The organism is Ruegeria sp. N8 (assembly GCF_056531325.1).
This window is the reverse complement of sequence record NZ_JBQFLQ010000001.1, coordinates 723,531-738,972: the sequence shown is the minus strand read 5'-3', so window position 1 is coordinate 738,972 and position 15,442 is coordinate 723,531. Positions and strand designations below refer to the sequence as shown.

Below are 15,442 nucleotides of genomic sequence, written 5' to 3'. Positions count from 1 at the left end.
TTTGACTAATAAGTGAAAAAATTTTCACATAATGAACACGGTTTTAGCGCTAGCGAGGTTATCGGGATGAGTATTCGGGCACTGCGAACTCTAATCGCAGTTCATCGACATGGTAGCTTCCGTGCCGCGTCTGAGGCGGAGCATCTAACTCCGTCGGCGGTCAGTCACCAGATGCGGAATCTGGAGGTCGCGTTGGGGCTCGAATTATTTGACCGATCATCCAAGTCGCCCAAACTTACTCATACCGGGCTAACGTTCGTCGGAGAGGCTGCTGCGGTGGTGGCCGCATATGACGGTTTGGCGGAAAGGGTGAAGTCGAACAACGAACTCTCTGGTGAAATAACTTTGGGGGCCGTTCCAACGACCCTGACTGGATTAGTGCCAACTGCGTTGGCGAGGCTAAAGTCCGTGCATCCGGACATCCTTGTACGGATTGTTCCAGGTTTGACCAATCAGCTTTTGCTACAGTTGGACCGCGGGCAGATTCAAGCGGCGATCATTTCCCGACCAGATGTTCTGCCAAACACATTGGAATTCTCAGAAATTGTATCTGAAAAATTGGTCCTGCTTGTCTCGGAAAACACCCCAGATTTACCTTCGAGAGAATTGCTTGGTGCGTCACCGTTTATTCGCTTTACGCGTGATGCGGTTGTAGGAAGGCAAATCGAGACTTGGCTGCAAAGAAAGGGCATTGAAGTCAAAGACGCGATGGAGCTTGAGAGTCTTGAAGCAATCTCCAGTATGGTGGCCGCTGAACTTGGCGTGTCAATCATACCAGACAACCGTTTAACGACATATGACCATCTGCGGCTCAAAAGGATCCCCCTTGAACAGAAGGGACCAGAACGCATTGTTGGCTTAGTAAGCATGACGGCATCGCCTCACACCAAAATGATCGACGCAGTTACAGCGGCGCTATTGGAAGCAGCAGATAGTCAACGGGTTTGTATGTGAGTTGGCACTCCAGTAGGTATCCACAAGATGTTTTCGACCAATTGAACTAAGAAAACTGGGAGTCAAAACTGGGCTTGGGTCAGTCATTAGTATGCAACGTGGAGAAAAACGGCTTCGAGCCCATATCGAATACTCATCCGATGTCGTTTTCCCAGACCAGATTAGGGAAGGTGAGTGTGGTCGTCATAACGCCTGCCGTGCTGGCACTAGCGAATTCCTTTTGTTTGTCTGTGAGGAACAGTGAGATAAAGAAACCCGCCATGCTGGCCACGCCGATACCGATGATGCCTGGAAAGTTCGTGTCACCAGCGTCGGGCACGCCTACCATGTGGTATTGAATGTAGCGTGTCAGGAAGACGGCGAATACTCCCAGAAAGAACGCCCCGACGAAGGCTCCGGGATAGGCGAGGCGTTGCCAGATTGTATTTGTGCGAAGTTGGGGTGCCAGGCTGGCGGCCTCTTGGCGCGATGTTCGATGCCAGCGATCCAGTCTGGAAAGGACTTTTGTTCTGCACTCGTAACTTGCCCGAAAATCGAAAATGATATCCCTTAGGGGTGGTCCCCGTCCTAGAGATTGGCAATTTATGTGCAATCCTTGCGTGCGAATTTTAACCAGCCTTTGACGATTGGCAACGATCGCTCCGGTTGTCGGCCCTCCGTGAATCAGAATTCAAGTGGTTGTCGTTGAAACGGATTGTGTTTGCAGCGTTATCCGCTTAGTGATTTCCTCAGCCCAATTGGGAGCGGAATACGCCGTGCGGGCGTGATGGAATGGTAGACATATCAGACTTAAAATCTGAAGGGCTTATGCCCGTGTGGGTTCGAGTCCCACCGCCCGCACCAGGTATTTCACAGCCGATGTTGTTTGGCGTGCAACCCGTTCCACAGTCGTTGCTTTTGGTAGAATCGCTACGCGGTGTCAGTTGCCCGTGACGGCGTGCCTGTTCACTGCTTACACAACCTCTACGCAACAAAGCCATTCAAGGCTTCTGTTCTCAGGCTCAAGTTAGGCGCGCACTGGGGGGCTAGATAAAAAGGAAGCCGACAAGCAGCCCGGTTGCGACCCATATCAAAGTGGTAGAAGTTGTCAGAACATAGTTGAACATCGAAAGACCCTGATCGGGTAGCAAGATAATGTCGCAGTTAAAGCGACACTCGCCACTATAGATCAAGTCAGGTGAACGTGAAGGAAATGGCCTGTTTATGTTCTGTTAAACCTGACCACCCGCACCACGTCGCCTTTAGACCGGAAAGCCTAACCTTGTGATCAACTGCCAGATATCGCGGTTGGCGTCCGAGAGTTTTTTCACTACGCCTTCAATCTCGGTCAGCGCTGCGGCGTCAACGGTGTCTTCGCGTCCCAGCTTGATGTCGGTTTTCCGGTCTGAAATCCGCATAAGAATCGTCTTGGGATTTCCACTGTCAGGGTCGAAGGAATAGATGCAGTGATTGTACTTGTTGCGAATGCCCGAAAGTTTCGACAAGCGCTGGGTGTGCTCCAGAATCGCATCCCTCAGATCGGGGGGGCGACCGTCCATCTTTGCCAGCCGTTCCACCAGATCAATGCGTGCACGGGTGGTGTTGAGGGTCAGAAAAATGATGACCGCTACATCCTTGTTGGTTCCGCTCAGCCCGGCGATCAGGTGGATCAGCAGGCTTTCTGTATTGGTCCACATATAGTTCAGCTTGCCGACCAAAAGGATAAGACGGTCAAAGCGGGTTTCGAAATCCTCAGTCGCTGGCAAGTTCATGGGCTTCGTCCGGGGCGACTTCGAAAAAAAACTGTGCGGCGGCGGTTCTGTTGCTGACGCCGATCTTTCCGGCGACATTGTGCATGTGCAACTTCACCGTGTGTTCGGTTATACCAAGATTGGCCGCGATGATCTTGTTACTGTGCCCTTTTGATACCTGTTGCAGGACCTGCTTTTCCCTCCGGGTCAGTTTGGAATAAAGCGGGTGCGGTTCAGGCGCGGCAGGCGTAGAGCCTGCGTGCTGCTTGGGTGGGCTTTGCAAGTTGGAGACGCTGTCTGCAAGAAAGCCGGGCAGGTATAGTTCCTCATGCAGCAACAATCGAAGGATCGCGCGCCAGACATCGGGACCGACATTCATTGGCAGAAAACCGATATCTCCATGGCGAGTCCGGTCCCATTGCTCAAACAGAATGCGGGCGGATTCCTCTTTTCGATACGCGTAGGCCAAGCTGCCGCTGCCCACGCAATCGCGATAATGTCTGGGACGGGCCAGAAGATCTTCCAGAATCATCTGATCGACGATCACGATCCTACCGGGGCCGGTGGTAGGGTCGCCATATGTCGGCAGGGCTGAGATTGAATCGTAGCGGTGTGTGGTGACACCAAACTCTGTTTCAACACCCGTCAGGGTCTGGTCCGAGTAGAAAAGCTCTTTACCAATAAAATTTACCGAGAATTCGTCAAAACCAAATTGGTTTTGCGCAGCATTGTCCCGAAACGGAATGCTCATCATTCCCCCCTTGTCAAAACCTGCACCGCTATGCGGCGTAATAGCAAACTGGCACTTCGAAAAATATTAACTGAACATTAACGTACTTTCGGTGCAGACTATAGGGAAAAGTGCAAATTTCCTGGTTGCACGGTCCTTAACGCGCAAACAGTTCTAGAACTTAAGTTTAGGATTGAGGGCGTTTCACCCGCTTAAGTAGAGGCAATTTAACGAGTTTTCTCGATATGCGATTGGCTAAAAAATCAGCAACCGAAAAAGTCGCGCATTGTTCGTGATTTGGAAATAATCAATCCGAATCAGGTGATTACCCGTTCTAGTGCTTCCGGCTAGCTATTCAGACTGGTTTCCTCCTGCAACCATGGAACGGCTCCAATTAACGGGGCGAAAGATCCGAACGTGTCTGCGAATCGCGCATTTCCGCGAACGTCTTAAGCAGATGCAGGACCGGCTAAGCCGGGGAAAGGAGGGTGGAGGACAATCTCACTGTGAAATACGCATCCGCGCGGGTTTTGCGCGAGTGCGCTGTTTGTTTCAACCGCGCCCGTAACCGTTTTTGAAAGAGTGACGGTCAGTGCGCTTAATAAGTGGAAATTGATATGTCAAAACGTCAACAACCCCATAACAGCATTACCGATATTGACGAGGTGAACGTGGATACGATCATCGCGCCAATCGACGCAGATATCCATGTGGATGACGCCTATGTTGATGCTGACCTGACGTCGCAAGAGACGGATGTCGACAATGATGTCGACAACGAACAGGGCCAGGGTCAGGACCAGGCGCAAGCTCAGGCGACGTCTGTTGAAAATGGTCAGGGTCAAGACCAAGCCCAAGGCCAGGATCAGGGCCAGGGTCAAGATCAAGGTCAGGGTCAGTCGCAAAGCAATGGCGACAATGACAACTCGAACAGCAACTCGGTCACGATCGACTTCGGCGACGGAGAAGGCTTGCCGAAAGACAATGACACTGTCGATATTGACGCGTCAGGTTCGGCTGAGCTGGGCGATGTCATCACCGTTGCAGGCGATATGGACTATGACCCGGGCGACGACCTGAATCTGGACATCGACCTGAGCGGTGAAGGCAATGACATGTCTTCGATCAGCAGCCAGGTCGCAAACTTGTCCGACAATGACCATCTGGGTTCGGCCGCCGTTCGCAACGAAGGCGAATTTGACCAGAGCGGCAATGCTCATGGTGGCACCGCGACGGCCCATGAAGGCATCGGCTCTTCAACCGATGGTGGCAACTCCGGCAGCGGTGGCAGCACCGATGGCGGCGCGGCAAGTGCCCAAACCCATGGCGCTGACGCGCTGGCCTTTGGTGGTCTGACCGGCAACGCGGATGGTACAGGCGTTGGTGGTGACGGCGGCTCGACCGGTTCAGCATCCAACATCGGCCTTGGTGTCGGTGTGTCGGGTGCCGAGTCCAACGGCAGCAGCAGTGGCGGTGAAGGCGGAGACGCCGGTAGCATCTCTGGAGCAAGCAACACAGGTTCATCCGACACCGACGCAGACGGCACCAGCGGTGAAGGCGGAGACGCAAGCTCGTTTGGGCTGGGTTTGGGTCTGGGCCTGTCGAATGCCGACAATGATGGCCAGTCTTCCGGTGGCAACAATGCTTCGGTCGCAGAGGCGCTTGGCGCGGGTCTTGGCGCGAACGACTCGTCCGCGCAAGGCGCAGCCGGTGGCGACGGTGATGCGGATGCGGATGGTCAGGCCGGCAATGGCAGCAGCAGCGACACCGACGCCAACGATGCGGCGGCCGGGAATGTCGGTCTGGGTCTGGCTGGCAGCTTGGCAGGCAGCGACGCTGATGCCGATGGTGGCGAAGGCGCGGGTGCCGAAGGCTCTGGGGCCCAGGGCAACGGCGCAGAAGGCATGGGCGGTACCGGTGATGCTGGCAACGGCACGGGTGGTGCAGGCACGGGTGCTGAAGGCACTGGTGGCACTTCCGGTCAGGTCGATGCAGCGCTTGCAGCTCTGAACCAGCAAAACGGTCTGTCCGGGCTGAACGCAGGTCAGGCCGGTGCCGGCAACGGCGGTGGCGACACCAATGGCGGCAATCCGGGAACTGGCGGTGACGGAACCGGCGCGTTTGGATCTGGCGGCGACGGAATCGGAGGCTTTGGCTCGGGTGGCGACGGCACCGGCGGCTTCGGCTCGGGTGGCGATGGCACCGGCGGTAGCGCGACAGGCGGTACAGCCGGAGCGAACGCCGGCGCGCAGGGTGTCGGCGATCAGGCGACAACCGGTCCGAACATCACCCAGTCTCCGGGTGACGTGAACGGGTCGGCCAGCAACTCGCAGAACACCAGTGGCGATGGCGGAGCAGGTGGCACAAACGACACCGACGGCTCGGCCAGCGGCACCGGAACCGGCACCTCGACCGCCGATGGTTTCGGCGGCGGTGGCGGCGCGATCCAGCAAGGCGCGACGTCGGATGGTTCGGGCACCGGTTCGGCCGATGCGATGAACACGGCCGGAGACGGTGGTCTGGTGGATGTGTTTGCGCAGGCAGACACAGATGGCTCGGCGGACAGTCTTGCCGAATCCATTGCCGGATACGGAGGTGACGCGTCTTCAGACAATGATGCCACCTCTGATGCATCCGGTTCGACGGACGGGTCGGCGACCTCAGGCTTTGGCGGCGGCGGCGGCGCCGGGGCCGGTATGGGCGGCACCAGCGGTGAAGCAATCGGTTGGGCGACTACCGGCCACACAGCTGGTGGGATAGTCACTGGTGGCGATGCTTCGGGTGCGAACTCAGGCGCAGGTGGCACCGGTGGCAACGCGGGTGTCTGGGGCTCGAACAATGCTGGTGACGGCATCGTATCGGGTGAATCCTATGCTTCGTCTGCCGCAGTTGTGGACACCACGGCCTTCAACCAGTCGATCGTCATGGGTGCCAACGTGCTTGGCAACTCGGTCGATACGACCATGGTTGGTGGATCGATGACTTCGTCCTACTCCAGCGACGATACCGACGTATAAGCCGGTGTCCCAGCCGGAGATCGGCTAAACCCCCACGATCTCCGGCAAAAACATGCTGAGGCCGCATGGTGCGGCCTCAGCCCAACTTAACCCAAAACGGAAATTTCTGGCCGGGATGGGGAAAGGAACAGTGTTATGTCGCTCGACAGTATCAGTGAAACGATTGCTCATTTTATTGGAACATTTGAACTTACCAGCGAACAGGCCCGATGGCGGGATCAGTATGACGAATTTGTCGCATTCAGGCGCAAGGCGGAACTGGAAGAGCTTGAAGATGCGACCGTCATCAAGGTCAAGGCGGGGTTGAAGCTGGATCCGGGGAAATATGATGCCCTGCCATTCAGAACGGATGCGCCACAGGCTGATATAGCCCCTGCACCCGTGCAGGCGATGTCCGTGGCGGCCCCGGTTCCGGGTTTCGGTCTGGTGCCGAATGCCGATGATTTCATTTCCGACGTGCAGCTTCCGGCGATCTCATTTCAGACCGTAGTTCTGCAACCGCAATTGATCCCCGAGCTGATCGGGTCGGCCGTGACCTATACCGTTCAAACTCTGCGTCTAAGCGACAATGACACCCTTGGACAGGCCGAGTTCCGCGATGTCGAAACCTTGATGGCGCAGGGCGACGCCTTGGCGGCGGTTGCGGAGTCGCTGCACGCGGTATCGGCCCCGTCTCTGAATATCGCCGATTATCAGTCGGTTGAACACATTCAAGCCCTCGTCGAAGAGGTGCAGCAGACCATCGAGGTCGAAGGCGCGACGGTGCATCAGTTCCAGGGCGAAGACGCGATGGGTACCATCGTGAACGGCGTACATGTCGATGAGGCCCCTGACTGGAGCGAGCTTCTGCCGCAGCATCATCAACCCGATGAGGACCAGACAGAGGATCTGCCCGAAGAACTTCTTCCCGCCGAGTGGGACCAGTCCGAAGACTCGGAATTTGGCGAAGGGCATACCGTTTCCACCGGTGGCAATCTGGCCGTCAACGAAGTTGCCGTCACAGTGGCCTGGGTCGACGCGCCAGTGATCGCGGTGGGCGGGCAATCGGTCAACGTGACCGTCGTCAGTCAGGTTGCGGTAGTGTCGGACATTGACACCGGCGATGCCGGTGCGCAAAGCGACACGATGGTCGTTCAAACCTCGACCATCACCGTTGAAGGCAACGAGGCCCATTGGCTGGATGACAACGTCGCGGCCGAGGGGCAGGATCCTCTGGTCGCTGTGACCTGGATTGCGGGCGATCTGGTGGTCACGAATTTCATCCAGCAAGAAATCGACGCCACCGATATCGACCATATCGAAACCGAGATCACCGCATCGTCCAGCCTTTACGTGATGGGTGACAATGTTCTGATCAACGTAACCGAGATTCTGCAACTTGGCAGCTATTACGACGTGATCCTGATCGGCGGGGACATGATTTCGGTGGATATCGTTCACCAGACAATCGTGTTCCTCGATGATGACGAGATCAACGGTGGCATTCCGGATGAGGATGATGACAATCTTGTTGTCAATCAGGTGGCGCTGACCACGATGGGCGAGGACACGCATGAGGAGTTGGACGCCAGCTTGGCGGGTGTTCTGCCGCTTGAGGAAATGGACACCGAAGCGCTGGAAGACGCCTTGCTGAACAACCCGGACTTCGCGGGGATGGAACAGATCCGGGTCCTCAAAATCGACGGCGATCTGGTGCAGGTTAACGCGATTGAACAGATTACGATCCTGCAAGACCAGGACGACATCAACCTTAACGGGGATGCCGGTGCAGTGGCTTCTGCGTTGGGGGCTGGAAATGCGGTTCTGAATACCGCGGGTGTGGTAAAAGCCGGCGTCGATTCCGTGGTCATGACCGGTGAGGGCGAGTATTCCGACCTCGTGCTGCATCAGGCCAGTCTGATCGACACGCCGGACGATGATCTGGATGTTGAGATCGGAAATGATGCCATCGCTGTCCTTATTGACACGGTGGATGGACCCGGAAACTCGGAAAACGCGCCGGGCCACAACAAGATGACCCCGTCCGAGATGGCCGAAAGCTTCGATGATGGTCTGCAAACCATGCTGGCCTGATTTCCCTGTTTGATACGAGTGTTTCGAAAGTTTGAGTATGTCGATTTTGTTCTCGTCGCGCCGATCCCTGTTCGCCAGCCCGCTGGACGGACGCGGTGGTGGTGGCCCGACCAAGGCAACTGCAGATGGCCCCGTGACCAAACCCGCCAAAATGGCGAGCTTGCGGTTAAGCCAGGATCTGCGTGTGCATAATCCGGTGACGTTTCCACCCAAGGCCCCAAAAGTCTCTGAACCGCAACCTTCACCAAAGGGCACGCAAAGTGCTCAAGAAACGACATTCCTCCGTCACCCCGAGAAATCCCTTCGGCGTGACGTTCCGCAGCCCGTCAACGACAAACTCCAGAAGGGCCGCGAAGCTGGGGTGGCCGATGCCAAAGGCCCCGATCCGGAAACCGCCAGGGAGAAGACCGACCGGACGCCCCCCCCGGATCGCTCAAAAGGCGGTGGACAATTGGGAACCACGATCGAGGCCAAGGCGAACCAACCTCTGCCGCTCCGGAAAGAGGGCGGTGGGGATGGCAAAGGGCCACCCCAGACCTTTCACAAACGCACTCCGCCCGAGGACTTTCAGCAGACGCTGCGAATTTCGATGCGGGCAATCTTACGCAATCTGGCTTTTGTGCTGGTGCTGACTTGCGCAACCAACATCCTGATCCTGGCCATCCCGATCTACCTGTTTCAGATCAGCGACCGCGTATTGACCAGCCGGTCTCTGGACACGTTGATCATGCTGACCGCGATTGTGGCCGGGGCGGTGATCTTTCAATCAGCCTTTGATGCGGTGCGCCGATTCATGCTGATGCGCACAGCGGTCGAGGTAAACGCCCGGTTGGGTGCGCCCATCCTCAGCGCGGCGGCCCATGCCTCGCTGCATGGGACCGGACGGGAATATCAGACGCTGGGCGATTTGCAGCAGGTCCGCGGATTTCTGGTGTCGGGCACGTTGATCTCATTTCTGGACGTGCCGTTCGCGCCCTTGTTCATCCTGATGATTTTCCTTGTGCACCCGCAACTTGGCACAATCGTGATCGTGACTGCGCTGCTACTGATGATCATCGCTCTGATCAACCAGCGCATGACCGCCAAGCCCTTTGCCGAGGCGAACCGGGCTCAGTCCATGGCCAACCAGCATCTGGATTCGATGGCGCGCAACAGTCAGATCATCAACGCTTTGGCGATGATCCCCGAGGCGGTGCGCATTTGGGGCCGCGACACCGCGCAGTCGCTGACATGGCAGGTGCGGGCGCAGGATCGGAACGTCATCTTTGCTGCGATTTCGCGCGCGGTGCGCTTACTTACACAAATCGCAATTCTGGGCTGGGGCGCGTATCTTGCCCTGCAAGGTGAGATCACCGGCGGCATGGTCATTGCAGCCTCGATCATCGCCGGGCGCGCCTTTGCCCCGATTGAAGGATCCATCGAAGGGTGGAACACCTTCCTGCTGACCCGCGCTGCCTTTGGTCGGATCAAGACCCTTTTGACCAAGTCCGAGTTGCAATACGAAAAGCTGCGCCTGCCGCGCCCCGAAGGCCGGTTGGATGTCGAACGGCTTCTTTACGTGCCCGGCGGGACCAAGCGCGTGGTGCTGAACGGGATCGGGTTTTCGCTCAATCCCGGTGAGACACTGGCCATTATCGGCAATTCCGGGGCGGGCAAGACGACGCTGGGCAAGACACTGGTGGGCTCGATCCTGCCAACGTCGGGCAGCGTGCGACTGGACCTGATGGATATCCGCAACTGGGACCCGCGCCAATTCGGTGAGAGTATAGGTTATTTGCCGCAGGACGTGCAGCTGTTTCCCGGCAGCATCAAGGACAATATCGGCCGCATGCGTGAGGACGCGACGGATGAGCAAATCCACGACGCCGCCGTGCTGGCCGATGTGCACAACATGATCGCCACGCTGCCTCAAGGGTATGAGACTGTTGTCGCCGCCGATGGCTCTCCGCTGTCCGGCGGTCAAAAGCAGCGCATCGCGCTGGCGCGCGCGTTCTTTGGTAACCCACGTATGGTGGTTCTGGACGAGCCGAACTCGAACCTGGACGTGGCCGGGGATCAGGCTTTGGCACGGGCGATTGCGCAGGCCAAGGCGAACAAGATCACGGTGGTGGTGATCACGCAAAAGCCGACTTTGCTGAATGCGGTCGACAAGATCATGCTGCTGACCGACGGGCGGGTCGCCCTGTTCGGTCAGCGCGAACAGGTGCTGCAACAGCTGAACGGGCCGCGTAAACAGCCCGGTATCGAAGGCCAGAAGGGGAATGCGACATGAATGATCTGGTGCCCGTCAACAATGATCCCAAAGACCCCGAGGTGTGGTATGCCGAGGTTCCACGCTCGATCAGCAAATTCGTTGTCGTCGGAATGGTGCTGCTGGTTGTCTGTTTCGGCGGGTTCGGCGTGTGGTCCTTTCGCGCGCCCTTGGCTGCCGCCGTGATTGCGCAGGGCAGCTTTGTCGCCACTGGACGCAACAAGATCGTGCAGCATCTGGAAGGCGGCATCATCGAAGATATCAAGGTCATCGAAGGTCAATCGGTGCAGGCCGGGGAGGTCCTGATGACATTGGACCAGACCTCTGCCGAGGCCAATGAGCGTGAGCTGTTCATCCGTAAAATCCGCCTTCAGGCGATGAGCCAGCGCCTGTTGGCCGAGTATGAAGAACGCGAGCGGCTGGAATTTTCGCCCGATCTGATCAAGGCCACCGATGACGTCGAGGTGATGACGATCCTAGACGGCCAGAAGATCAGCTTTGACGTCTCGCGCAAGACCCTGCTGAACGATATAGCTCTGCTTCAGCGCAATATGGAAGCGCTGCGCATCCGCTCCAGCGGGTTTGAGGCGCAGTTGGACAGTATGCGGGTGCGCTCGGCCATTTTGCAGGAAGAGTATGAGACCAAAGAGGCGCTGTTTGAAAAGGGTTTGGTCCGCAAAGGCGAGCTAAACACGATCCGCCGCGTGCAGGCCGAGGCCGATGGTCAGCAGGCGCGGTTGGCGGCTGAGACCGCCGAGGTCAACCAGATGATGCTGAAATACGAAGAACAGATCACCCGAACGCGGTCGGCCTACCGCGAGGCGGCATTGGACGAGCTGGGTGTGATCGAGGCCGATCTGGAAAGTGTCCGCGAAAAAGCCCGTCAGGCCCGTAGTGTTCTGGACCGCGCCGTTGTGCGCGCGCCGGTTACGGGCACAGTCGTGCGGCTGCATTATCACACGCCGGGCGGGGTGATCGAAACAGGTGAACCCATCGCCGAAATCCTGCCCGCCGACGCGCCCCTGATCATCGAGGCGCAAATCCCGCGAACCGAGATCGACAGCGTCGTGACGGGACAGGACGCCACCGTGCGATTGGTCGCCTTGAACCAGCGCACGACTCCGGTGCTGAGCGGCGAGGTCTTTTACGTCTCGGCCGATGCCCTGCTCGAGGACTCGGCGGGTGCCCCGCAAGAGGTCTATTTGGCCCGAATCTCGCTGCCGCCGGAGGAGATTGACCGCGTGCGCGGCTTTATCCCCACGCCAGGGATGCCAGCCGAGATCATGATTCAGACCGAGGAACGCACTTTCGCGGCCTATATCGCCAAGCCGGTGACAGACAGCATGTCGCGTGCCTTCCGCGAACATTGATCGCCCGTGTAGGGCGATCCCACTACACCTTCCAATTTTCGCATGTTACCCTGTCGGCAGCACCAACAGGAGAGATACAGATGCCCTTGACCGTGAAAGAGATGATGGAAGCCGCCAATGCCAGCGTGGAGCGGATCGACATGGCCCGCGCCGCCGAGATTCTGGGGCAGGGCGGTTTACTGCTGGATGTCCGCGACGGGGCCGAGTTGCAGAAGACGGGCCGTGCCAGTGGTGCGCATCATATCTCTCGCGGGTCGCTTGAATTCAGCGCAGATGAGGCGCTGAAGTCCCATGACCCCGAGTTGCGTAAGGATCGCCCCATTGTTTTGTATTGCGCTGCCGGGGGACGTGCTGCCCTAGCGGGCAAATTGCTCAAGGATATGGGCTATGCTCAGGTCTACAATTTGGGTGGCTTTTCCGATTGGGTGAACGCAGGCGGTGAAGTGTCAGAAGAATAGAAAAATTTTTCACCTGACGCATGTCAAGGTCTGCGGGAGTGTACCGCGTTACAGTTGTGGTCAGTTACATAACAAAGGGCAACTGACCATGTTACGTCTTGCGACAACTCTTTATGCCATGATTTCCACTGCACTGGCCGGAACGGCTGTGATCGCGGTTCTGGTTGCGGGCACGAATTCCGTGGCCACCATCGTATTGGCAGCGGCATTGGGATTTGCGTTGGCGGCACCGGTCTCGCGGCGGGTAGCCCGAGACCTGTATAACGACGCAGCCTGATCAGGCGTTCAGGAACGCCCGGACCGAGGCCTCGAACTCGCGCGGTTTTTCAGCGTGTAGCCAATGGCCTGCGCCGGGGATCTTGGCAAAGCGCGCGGTCGGGAACAGGGCCCGGATCGCGGGGCGGTGTTCGGGCAGGACATAATCCGACGCGCCCCCCGACAGAAACAGGGTCGGTTTGGTGCATGTGCCGGTGATGTCAGGAAAGCTCATGATCTTGGGCATCTCGGCGGCCAAAACGTCCAGGTTCAGCAGCCAGCGTTGGCCCTTGATGTCCAGCGACTGGGTGAAAAAGCTTTGCAGGGCTTTCTCAACCCCCTGATCAGCCAGCTGCTGTTCGGCGTCCGAGCGGCGTGTGACAGAGGAAAGATCCACGGCCCGCATCGCCTCGATGAACTGGATCTGGCTGTGGGTATAGGTCACGGGTGCGATGTCGGCGACTACCAGCTTGCGCAGTTTCTCACCATGCAGCAGGGCCAGCGTCATGGCCGCCTTGCCGCCCATCGAATGCCCCACCACATCGGCCTGTCCGCCGAAATGGTCAATCACCTCGGCCAGATCATCCGCCATGCTTGGGTAATCATGCTGCTGGGTCCACGCGCTGTTGGAATGGTTGCGCATATCGACGGCAACGACTTGCCGCTCATCCGATAATCTGCGCGCAATTACGCCCCAGTTGCGGCCAGAGCCATAGAGCCCATGGGCAATCAGCAACGGGGGGTTTGAAGTTGGCTCACCATGGACAATCGTATTCAGCATTACCGAGTGATACCCGTCACCGGTCCAAACAACCAGCCCCATTGTCGTGCTGGCGCCACCCGGATATGGTGCCGCGCCAGGAGGCCCCAATATGGCGCAAAACCCCGATATTCAAACTCAAATCGCGCAGACCGTGCAGCTGATGCGCGACAAGCTGGGTGTGCGGGATAAGACGCTGACGGCCTCGGTCAGAAAGGCCAAACGTCAATTGCCCCGACGCATCTATAAGCAGGCGCTGCTTTTGGCGAATGCCGAACAGATGGCAGCCCATCCCAAGCTGAGGCTGGTGCTGGATACGCCCAAACTGGCTCGCGCGTCAGAAGAGGTGCAGGATCATCTGACCGGCATCAATTTGGCCGACCGCAGGTTGGGCTGGTTTCTGGGGATGTTGGGTGGGTTGGCTTTCAACCTGCTGGCGTTGTTGGTTCTGCTGCTGGTGTTTTTGCGCTGGCAGGGCTTCATATGAAAAACGGCGCCGCTTGGGGCGCCGTTCAGCCTGTTGATATCCTGAAAAATTACAGGTTCGGGTAGATCGGGAAGCGGGCGCACAGCTCGGCCACTTCGGCTTTGACCTTGGCTTCGACCTCGGCATTTCCGTCTTCGCCATTGGCGGCCAGACCGTCGACCACTTCGATGATCCAGTCCGCGATCTGGCGGAACTCGACCTCGCCAAAGCCGCGGGTGGTCCCGGCGGGGCTGCCCAGACGGATACCGCTAGTGATGGTCGGTTTTTCCGGATCAAACGGCACACCGTTCTTGTTGCAGGTGATGTGCGCACGACCCAGGGCCTTTTCGGTCGCGTTGCCCTTGACGCCTTTAGGGCGCAGGTCAACCAGAACCACATGGGTGTCGGTGCCGTGCGTAACTGTGTCCAGACCGCCTTTGATCAACTGATCAGACAGCGCCTGTGCGTTGTTGATGACCTGCTGGATGTAGGTCTTGAACTCGGGGCGCAGCGCCTCACCAAAGGCAACGGCTTTACCAGCGATGACATGCATCAGCGGACCGCCCTGAATGCCGGGGAAGATGGCCGAGTTCACTTTCTTGGCGATCGCCTCGTCGTTGGTCAGGATCATGCCGCCGCGCGGGCCGCGCAGGGTCTTGTGGGTAGTGGTGGTCGCGACATGTGCGTGCGGGAAGGGGCTTGGGTGCTCGCCTGCGGCAACCAGACCGGCAAAGTGTGCCATGTCGACGTGCAGATAGGCGCCGACCATATCGGCAATCTCGCGCATGCGGGCAAAGTCGATCTGGCGCGGAATGGCGGAACCACCGGCGATGATCAGCTTGGGCTGATGCTCTTTCGCCAGCGCTTCGACCTGATCGTAGTCCAGCATGTTGTCCTGCTGGCGCACGCCGTATTGAACGGCCTTGAACCACTTGCCCGACTGGTTGGGGGCCGCGCCGTGGGTCAGGTGGCCACCTGCGTCCAGGCTCATGCCCAGAATGGTGTCGCCGGGTTGGATCAGCGCTTGGAACACGCCTTGGTTGGCCTGCGAGCCCGAGTTGGGCTGCACGTTGGCGAATTCACAATTGAAGAGCTGCTTGGCGCGGTCGATGGCCAGGTTCTCGGCTATGTCGACGAACTGGCACCCGCCATAGTAGCGGCGACCGGGGTAGCCTTCGGCGTATTTGTTGGTCATCACCGAACCCTGAGCTTCCATCACGGCGGCAGAGACGATGTTCTCGGATGCGATTAGCTCGATCTCGTCGCGCTGACGGCCCAGCTCGGATGTGATCGAGCCGAAAAGCTCGGGGTCACGATCCGCGAGAGACTGGGTGAAAAAACCTGTGTCACGAAGGTTGGCGTTCATTGGGGGCTCCGC

General features: G+C 58.0%; 13 protein-coding genes and 1 tRNA gene. 9 read left to right on the top strand and 5 right to left on the bottom strand.

The features are described from left to right. Positions 1-66: 66 nt before the first annotated feature. Positions 67-954: a LysR family transcriptional regulator gene (locus tag ACR0C5_RS03720; protein WP_480874633.1), complete on the top strand. Its 888-nt coding sequence runs from the start codon at positions 67-69 to the stop codon at positions 952-954. A gap of 133 nt (positions 955-1,087) precedes the next feature. On the opposite strand, the gene ACR0C5_RS03715 is transcribed toward ACR0C5_RS03720, so the two are convergent. After that, positions 1,088-1,273, bottom strand: a complete 186-nt coding sequence (locus ACR0C5_RS03715; protein WP_170770095.1) for a hypothetical protein — start codon at positions 1,271-1,273, stop codon at positions 1,088-1,090. Between the two features lie 438 nt (positions 1,274-1,711). On the opposite strand from ACR0C5_RS03715, the gene ACR0C5_RS03710 reads away from it, so the two are divergent. Then, positions 1,712-1,797: transfer RNA gene (locus tag ACR0C5_RS03710), tRNA-Leu, on the top strand. A gap of 398 nt (positions 1,798-2,195) precedes the next feature. Here ACR0C5_RS03710 and ACR0C5_RS03705 read toward each other — a convergent pair. Both ACR0C5_RS03705 and ACR0C5_RS03700 read right to left on the bottom strand, forming a co-directional pair. Beyond that, the gene (locus ACR0C5_RS03705) at positions 2,196-2,705 is read right to left on the bottom strand and encodes a hypothetical protein (protein WP_170770097.1); all 510 of its coding nucleotides are present in this window, start codon (positions 2,703-2,705) and stop codon (positions 2,196-2,198) included. Next, on the bottom strand, positions 2,686-3,435 hold the full coding sequence (locus ACR0C5_RS03700) for a helix-turn-helix transcriptional regulator (protein ID WP_480874630.1): 750 nt from the start codon (positions 3,433-3,435) through the stop codon (positions 2,686-2,688). Before ACR0C5_RS03700 ends, ACR0C5_RS03705 begins: the two co-directional genes overlap by 20 nt. 596 nt (positions 3,436-4,031) lie before the next feature. On the opposite strand from ACR0C5_RS03700, the gene ACR0C5_RS03695 reads away from it, so the two are divergent. The 6 genes from ACR0C5_RS03695 (at position 4,032) to ACR0C5_RS03670 (ending at position 12,860) form a co-directional block, all read left to right on the top strand. Further along, complete coding sequence (locus tag ACR0C5_RS03695) at positions 4,032-6,431, top strand: hypothetical protein (protein ID WP_480874627.1); 2,400 nt, start codon at positions 4,032-4,034, stop codon at positions 6,429-6,431. A 135-nt stretch (positions 6,432-6,566) separates the two neighbouring features. Continuing rightward, the gene (locus tag ACR0C5_RS03690; RefSeq protein ID WP_480874624.1) at positions 6,567-8,504 is read left to right on the top strand and encodes a type I secretion protein; all 1,938 of its coding nucleotides are present in this window, start codon (positions 6,567-6,569) and stop codon (positions 8,502-8,504) included. Positions 8,505-8,541: 37 nt separating this feature from the next. Then, a complete protein-coding gene (locus ACR0C5_RS03685; RefSeq protein ID WP_480874622.1) occupies positions 8,542-10,776 on the top strand; it encodes a type I secretion system permease/ATPase in 2,235 nt (744 codons plus the stop codon). Next, positions 10,773-12,125 (top strand): HlyD family type I secretion periplasmic adaptor subunit, encoded by a 1,353-nt coding sequence (locus ACR0C5_RS03680; RefSeq protein WP_170782772.1) that lies wholly within the window; start codon positions 10,773-10,775, stop codon positions 12,123-12,125. The genes ACR0C5_RS03685 and ACR0C5_RS03680 overlap by 4 nt, the downstream gene beginning before the upstream one ends. Positions 12,126-12,205: 80 nt before the next feature. Continuing rightward, positions 12,206-12,583 (top strand): rhodanese-like domain-containing protein, encoded by a 378-nt coding sequence (locus ACR0C5_RS03675; protein WP_480502702.1) that lies wholly within the window; start codon positions 12,206-12,208, stop codon positions 12,581-12,583. A gap of 88 nt (positions 12,584-12,671) precedes the next feature. Further along, the gene (locus ACR0C5_RS03670; RefSeq protein WP_170788965.1) at positions 12,672-12,860 is read left to right on the top strand and encodes a hypothetical protein; all 189 of its coding nucleotides are present in this window, start codon (positions 12,672-12,674) and stop codon (positions 12,858-12,860) included. On the opposite strand, the gene ACR0C5_RS03665 is transcribed toward ACR0C5_RS03670, so the two are convergent. Beyond that, positions 12,861-13,661, bottom strand: a complete 801-nt coding sequence (locus ACR0C5_RS03665; protein WP_480502700.1) for an alpha/beta fold hydrolase — start codon at positions 13,659-13,661, stop codon at positions 12,861-12,863. 49 nt (positions 13,662-13,710) lie between these two features. Between ACR0C5_RS03665 and ACR0C5_RS03660 the strand changes: the two genes are divergently transcribed. Beyond that, positions 13,711-14,085: a hypothetical protein gene (locus ACR0C5_RS03660; RefSeq protein WP_480502699.1), complete on the top strand. Its 375-nt coding sequence runs from the start codon at positions 13,711-13,713 to the stop codon at positions 14,083-14,085. A 49-nt stretch (positions 14,086-14,134) separates the two neighbouring features. On the opposite strand, the gene glyA is transcribed toward ACR0C5_RS03660, so the two are convergent. Further along, the gene (gene glyA / locus ACR0C5_RS03655) at positions 14,135-15,430 is read right to left on the bottom strand and encodes a serine hydroxymethyltransferase (RefSeq protein ID WP_170770123.1); all 1,296 of its coding nucleotides are present in this window, start codon (positions 15,428-15,430) and stop codon (positions 14,135-14,137) included. Positions 15,431-15,442: the final 12 nt, after the last annotated feature.

Coding starts and splice junctions, on each gene's coding strand:
- ACR0C5_RS03660 (WP_480502699.1), top strand. CDS start 13,711: ATGGCGCAAAACCCCGATATTCAAACTCAAATCGCGCAGACCGTGCAG.
- ACR0C5_RS03705 (WP_170770097.1), bottom strand. CDS start 2,705: ATGAACTTGCCAGCGACTGAGGATTTCGAAACCCGCTTTGACCGTCTT.
- glyA (WP_170770123.1), bottom strand. CDS start 15,430: ATGAACGCCAACCTTCGTGACACAGGTTTTTTCACCCAGTCTCTCGCG.
- ACR0C5_RS03675 (WP_480502702.1), top strand. CDS start 12,206: ATGCCCTTGACCGTGAAAGAGATGATGGAAGCCGCCAATGCCAGCGTG.
- ACR0C5_RS03665 (WP_480502700.1), bottom strand. CDS start 13,661: ATGGGGCTGGTTGTTTGGACCGGTGACGGGTATCACTCGGTAATGCTG.
- ACR0C5_RS03720 (WP_480874633.1), top strand. CDS start 67: ATGAGTATTCGGGCACTGCGAACTCTAATCGCAGTTCATCGACATGGT.
- ACR0C5_RS03690 (WP_480874624.1), top strand. CDS start 6,567: ATGTCGCTCGACAGTATCAGTGAAACGATTGCTCATTTTATTGGAACA.
- ACR0C5_RS03680 (WP_170782772.1), top strand. CDS start 10,773: ATGAATGATCTGGTGCCCGTCAACAATGATCCCAAAGACCCCGAGGTG.
- ACR0C5_RS03700 (WP_480874630.1), bottom strand. CDS start 3,435: ATGAGCATTCCGTTTCGGGACAATGCTGCGCAAAACCAATTTGGTTTT.
- ACR0C5_RS03670 (WP_170788965.1), top strand. CDS start 12,672: ATGTTACGTCTTGCGACAACTCTTTATGCCATGATTTCCACTGCACTG.
- ACR0C5_RS03685 (WP_480874622.1), top strand. CDS start 8,542: ATGTCGATTTTGTTCTCGTCGCGCCGATCCCTGTTCGCCAGCCCGCTG.
- ACR0C5_RS03695 (WP_480874627.1), top strand. CDS start 4,032: ATGTCAAAACGTCAACAACCCCATAACAGCATTACCGATATTGACGAG.